At 67.4% G+C, this 4528-nt stretch carries 6 protein-coding genes; 2 read left to right on the top strand and 4 right to left on the bottom strand.

All coding sequences use genetic code 11. From position 1 onward, the window contains the following. The 3 genes from ACTHJR_RS09125 to hisN all read right to left on the bottom strand — a co-directional run. On the bottom strand, positions 1 to 141 hold a 141-nt coding region (locus tag ACTHJR_RS09125), incomplete at its 3' end, for a large ribosomal subunit protein bL35 (RefSeq protein ID WP_440522833.1). 144 nt (positions 142 to 285) lie between these two features. Next, positions 286 to 657, bottom strand: coding sequence for a DUF2809 domain-containing protein (locus ACTHJR_RS09120; protein WP_440522832.1), 372 nt, complete (start codon positions 655 to 657; stop codon positions 286 to 288). Continuing rightward, the gene (gene hisN, locus ACTHJR_RS09115) at positions 654 to 1436 is read right to left on the bottom strand and encodes a histidinol-phosphatase (RefSeq protein ID WP_440522831.1); all 783 of its coding nucleotides are present in this window, start codon (positions 1434 to 1436) and stop codon (positions 654 to 656) included. Before hisN ends, ACTHJR_RS09120 begins: the two co-directional genes overlap by 4 nt. Before the next feature lie 312 nt (positions 1437 to 1748). Here hisN and ACTHJR_RS09110 point away from each other — a divergent pair, with 312 nt between their 5' ends. Beyond that, a complete protein-coding gene (locus ACTHJR_RS09110) occupies positions 1749 to 2300 on the top strand; it encodes a peroxiredoxin (protein ID WP_440522830.1) in 552 nt (183 codons plus the stop codon). Between the two features lie 141 nt (positions 2301 to 2441). Then, positions 2442 to 3494: a GGDEF domain-containing protein gene (locus ACTHJR_RS09105; protein ID WP_440522829.1), complete on the top strand. Its 1053-nt coding sequence runs from the start codon at positions 2442 to 2444 to the stop codon at positions 3492 to 3494. Positions 3495 to 3920: 426 nt separating this feature from the next. Here the strand turns inward: ACTHJR_RS09105 and ACTHJR_RS09100 are convergent. Further along, a partial coding sequence (locus tag ACTHJR_RS09100) for an alpha/beta hydrolase (RefSeq protein ID WP_440522828.1) occupies positions 3921 to 4528 on the bottom strand: 608 nt, incomplete at its 5' end.

Below are 4528 nucleotides of genomic sequence, written 5' to 3'. Positions count from 1 at the left end.
GGTGCCGCGGTTCTGGCGGATGTACTTGCCGTTGTGGCTGATGAGCCGGTGGCGCTTGCCGGCGACGCCGTGCTTCAGCTTACCGGTGGCGGTGAGCTTGAAGCGCTTCTTGACGCCGCTCTTCGTCTTGAGCTTGGGCATTTTGGTCCTTTCGGTTTGAGCGAGACTGGAACAGCCGCGGCAGCCCTTGATGGCCGGGCCGTTCTTTCCACGCATCGCTCGGGAAGCTGGCGCGCATAGCGGCGAGTCTCGGGAAATGCAACTGCGACGTGGCGGCGTCGCGCGTCAGGACCGTCGGGCGCGCAGCTTTTCGACCACCAGGATCGCGATCACGCCGAGGCAATAGGCGATCAGGTCGCCGGTGTCGAAGCTCGATCCGAGCATGGTTTCGCCGACACCGTGCGGCCGCAGCCCCAGCATCGCAGCCAGCCCGATCCATTGTGCCGCTTCCACCGCGAAGGCGAAGGCGAGTGCGATGGCGGCACTCGCCCTGACGCCGGCCGGCGTCACCGCACGCAGGGCGAGATAGACCAATATGACTGCAAGCACGTCACCGCCATGCGGACGGACCATCGCGTCATGGACCCAGAGCGCGATCGCGGCCTCAATCAGGAACACCGCCAGCGCGGCGAGCGCATAGCCCGGCCGGCGGATCAATGGCCGCGGCACGCCAGCGCTTCGAGCACCTCTTCGACCCGCGCGGGATCGCCCGCGGCGACGACTTCGCCCGAGCTGGCCGCGGTCAGCGGATCGCCCGACCAGTCGCACATCCGCCCGCCCGCGCCCTCGACCACCGGCACCAGCGCGGCGAAGTCGTGGAGCTTGAGGCCCGCCTCGACCACGATGTCGAGCCAGCCTGACGCCAGCGTGGCGTAATTGTAGCAATCGCCGCCCAGCACGACCGAGCGTACCGCGCCGTCGAGATGCTCGAAGGCATGGAGCTGCGAATCGTCGAACAAGGCCGGCGACGTCGTGGCGAGCAGCGCGTGGCTCAGCTCGCGACAGGGGCGCGTTTGGGCGGGCTTGCCGTTGAACAGGGTCGGCCGCCCGATCGCGCCGACCCAGCGTTCCTTGAGGATCGGCTGGTCGATGATGCCGATTGCGGGCCAGCCGTCGATCACCAGCGAGATCAAGGTGCCGAACAACGGCCGCCCGGCGATGAAGGCGCGGGTCCCGTCGATCGGGTCGAGCACCCATTGCCGCCCGGTCGAGCCCTCGGTGGTGCCGAATTCCTCTCCCGCGATGCCGTCGCGCGGCGCCTCGGCGGCGAGCAAGGCGCGCATCGCCTGTTCGGCGGCCCTGTCGGCGATCGTGACGGGGGACGCATCGTCCTTCATCTCGACATCGAAGCGCGCGCGGAAATGCGGACGGATCGCGGCGCCGGCGGCGTCGGCCAGGGCATTGGCAAGGGCGATGTCGGTATCGGTGATGCGCATGGCTTGGCGATAGGGGGTGAGGGAGAGGGCGGCAATGCCCCAGCCGATCCTCTCCCTTGACGGGAGAGGATAGCGAAGCTTGCGAACTTGTTCGCTAGCGTAGCTTGGAGAGGGTGGACGGCGATGGTGTCTCCTGTGGCCCCACCCTCTCCAACTACGACTAGGGCCGGCTGACGCCGACCCAAGTCTCCGTATCCTCCCCCGTCGAGGGGGAGGAAGGTTTGGGCAGCTATCTCCGCTCTGGCATCCCAACCCGACCGGGTCTAGGAAGCGCACGCCTTGCCGCGCCCCACGTCCTTCGGAGAGTCGTCCATGCGCCTGCCGCTTCGCCTGATCCCCCTCGCGCTCGCCACCATCGCGATGCCCGCCGCCGCCTCGCTGTCGACCGGCGCCAAGGCGCCCGACTTCAACACGCGCGGCGCGATCGCCGGCAAGGTGTTTCGCCTCCATCTCGCCGACCAGCTCAAGAAGGGCCCGGTGGTGCTGTATTTCTTCCCCGCCGCCTACACCTCGGGCTGCAACCAGGAAGCGCACGACTTCGCCGAGAATATCGACAAGTTCAAAGCCGCCGGCGCGACCGTGATCGGCATGTCGACCGACGACGTCCCGACCCTGGTCAAATTCTCGTCCGAGAAATGCGCCGGTAAGTTCCCGGTCGCCAGCGCCGGTCCGCGCATCGTCTCCGCCTATGACGTCAATCTCGGCCGTCAGTTCACCGATCCCAAGACCGGCAAGGCGCGCGACATCACCAGTCGCACGAGTTACGTCATCGACCGCGACGGCAAGATCACCTTCGTCCATTCGAACATGTCGCCGGCGGATCACATCACGCTGACGCTGGAGGCGGTGAAGGCGCTCAAATAGAGCGATCGCCGACGCCGCCAAAATGGGCAGCGACGCCGGCATGACCGCCACCTGTCGGACAGGTTCGCAAACGCGATCTTAGCCAATCGCCGCTAGCTCTCCTTGCCGTCGATGGACAGGCGATTGGCAAGGGAGCGGACGGTGGCGAGCGCCGTACACAATTCGAACGGAGCATCCGACCGGCTGTATGCCGCGATCGGCGAGTTCCTCGCGCGGCATCGCCTGAGTGTCGACCCGGCACATTACGCCTTCGCGCACAAGGTGTTGAGCGACGAACGCGGCCCGCTCGCGGCGACGGTCGCGCGGCTGACCGACGGCGGCGTCCGGCTGAGCTCGCGCGATATCGAGGAGCTGGGCGGGCATGCCGTGGCCGGTACACCCGCGGGCGCGCCGCCCGAACCGTCCTCTCCACCGCAATTGACCGTCGTCGCCGACAACAAGGTTCAGTCGCTGGTCGCGCGCGCCCAGATGCAGGTCGAAGGCTTCAGCGACACCGTTCGCGCGTTCCATGCCGACACGCGCGGGTTCGGCCGGGATCTGCGCGCGTCGCGCGACGCGATCCGCGCCACCGGCGACAGCAGCGCGATCGACGAGGTCGTGCGCATGGCGAGTTCGATGCTCGACCGCGTGCTGTCCGCGGAAGCCAAGCTGAGCGAAGTCACCCAGGAAGCCGACAAGCTCCGCCACGAGCTCGAGGAAGCGCGCGACGATGCCCGCCGCGACCCGCTGACCGGGCTGCCCAATCGCCGCGCGTTCGAGGACGCCTTCACCACCGCACTGACTGAGCGCGCCAATGTCAGCGTCGCGATCTGCGACGTCGACAAGTTCAAGTCGGTCAACGACCGCTTCGGTCACGTCGTCGGCGACCGCGTGCTCAAGGCGATCGCCGAGGCGCTGCGCTCGGGCTGCGACGAGCATCTCGTCGCGCGCTATGGCGGCGAGGAATTCGTCGTGATGTTCACCGGGCTGGCGCCGGCCGACGCGTTGTCGACGCTCGAGGGCGCGCGCGCCGCGGTCGCGGCGAAGCGCTATCGCCTGCGCGAAACCGATGCGCCGCTCGGCGCCGTCACCTTCTCGGCCGGCCTCACCGCGGTCGAGCCGGGGGACACGATCGGCTCGGCGCTGGGTCGCGCCGACCGGCTATTGTACGCGGCCAAGGAAGATGGACGGAATTGCATCCACATCGATCAGTAGTTTTTGCCGATAAACGGTGAAAATTGCGCTGATACTTTAGCAGAAACCACCAATTGTGGCTTTGCTAAAATTTCAATTGCAGTGATTTCAATCGCTTACAAAACTGGCACGCTCCCTGCAATCGTATCGGCATCGGTCATCGGATGGTCCGCTGACCGGCACGATCAAGGGAGTTAAGGTCATGTCGCTTCGTTTCGCTTCGGCTCAGCAGGTTGCCTTCTCGGTGTTCAGCGCGCTCGTCTGCACCATGGTCCTGGTCAACGCCGCCACCTCGTTCGTCCCGGTCGCCTGACCGGGACGCCGCCCCTCCGCGGCGAGCGGACGGAGCGGCCGGATCACGCACTCGCCAACCGGCGGCCGCCATCGGGGCGGCCGCGCCGGGGCCGGGGACGGCCCTTCTTTTTTGGGAAGCGCCGCCGCTTCCCGTCAGCGCCCGAGCAGGAACGTCAGCGGGACATCGACCCGCGCCTGCCACGCGCGTTCGCTAGGCTCGGCGCCGGGAAACGCCCGGCTGACCCAATGGCCACCGCGCGCGCCCGCCGCCGCGTCGAGCTTGTGCTGGAACGGCTCGATCGTGCCGTCATTGGTGCCCGTGCCGTAATCGAAATAGAGCCGCGCAGTCCTGGGCGGCAGATGCGCCTCGTACCAGCGCTCGGCGAAGCCGTCGCCGATCGGCCAGGAGGTCGACAGGCACGCCGCGGCGCCGAACACCCTGGGATAGCGGGTGTGGGCATAAGCCGAGATCAGCCCGCCCATGCTCGACCCCATCAGCATCGTGTCTGTCTGCCCGCTCCATGTCCTGTACTGTCGGTCGCTCATCGGTTTGAGCTCGGTCGCCAGAAACCGGACATAGGCATCGCCCGCGATCTTCGCGCGCTCGACCGGCAGCTTGCGGAACAGGTCGTCGGCCCTGGGGTCGCCCTTCGCGCCCACCGCCGGGACGGCCGCCTGGGGCATGTATTCGCCGAGCCGGTTGTCGTTGTTCCACACCGCGACCAGGATTGCCGGCCGCACCTTGTGCGCCGCGATCAGCC

It is taken from the genome of Sphingomonas sp., assembly GCF_051962185.1.
In the GTDB taxonomy this organism is placed as follows: domain Bacteria; phylum Pseudomonadota; class Alphaproteobacteria; order Sphingomonadales; family Sphingomonadaceae; genus Sphingomonas.
Note: the sequence above shows the minus strand (reverse complement) of the source record. Positions and strands in the feature narration are given on the sequence as shown.

What these genes read in the sequence shown, in the direction of transcription:
- hisN (WP_440522831.1), bottom strand. Translation starts at nt 1,436, where the DNA reads ATGCGCATCACCGATACCGACATCGCCCTTGCCAATGCCCTGGCCGAC.
- ACTHJR_RS09110 (WP_440522830.1), top strand. Translation starts at nt 1,749, where the DNA reads ATGCGCCTGCCGCTTCGCCTGATCCCCCTCGCGCTCGCCACCATCGCG.